This window comes from Chryseobacterium sp. C3 (genome assembly GCF_014218905.1).
Taxonomy (GTDB): Bacteria; Bacteroidota; Bacteroidia; order Flavobacteriales; family Weeksellaceae; genus Chryseobacterium; species Chryseobacterium mucoviscidosis.
This window is the reverse complement of record NZ_JACLCU010000031.1, coordinates 1-514: the sequence shown is the minus strand read 5'-3', so window position 1 is coordinate 514 and position 514 is coordinate 1. Positions and strand designations below refer to the sequence as shown.

The following is a 514-nucleotide window of genomic DNA, read 5'->3' as shown; positions in this document are numbered from 1 at the left end:
CGCATTGGTATATCCTGTTGTGGATGCATAGTAAGGTGCAATCCAGTGCTCCGTATCCCTCTGTGCAAAAAGAGTACTCATGCCGAAAAGCATCAGTACAAAAGACAGTAGAATTTTATTCATAAATTGTTGAATTAGGATTCATGCAAAAATAATGGAATTTTCTAAACATATTCAAATTATGTTTTTAAATGTGATAATATATTGTCACAAAAAAGCCACGATTTTTGATCGTGGCTTTAAGATTCAGCTTTTGTATTGCTTAGTCAATATTTTTAACAAGGATCCAACCTGAATATTTGATTGGTGTTTTTTCCTTGTTGGGTTCGTTCCAGTTGATGTGATACCAATAGGTTCCGGTAAGTATTTTCTTGTCGAAATGTTTACCGTCCCATTTGTAATTGTTGAATTTATCTCCTGTAAAAATTTTATTTCCATATCGGTCGTAGATCACGAAGCTTAAATTTTCCTTGTATGCCAGTTCGCTGTAATCGATGAAGTCATTTTTGTTGTC

Annotated in this window: 1 protein-coding gene; it reads right to left on the bottom strand. The window is 33.9% G+C overall.

Translation table 11 applies throughout. The annotated features are described in order from the left end of the window. Window positions 1–262 precede the first annotated feature (262 nt). Window positions 263–514: gliding motility-associated C-terminal domain-containing protein (locus tag H6W53_RS21415; RefSeq protein WP_185209633.1), on the bottom strand; the 252-nt coding region annotated here is incomplete at its 5' end.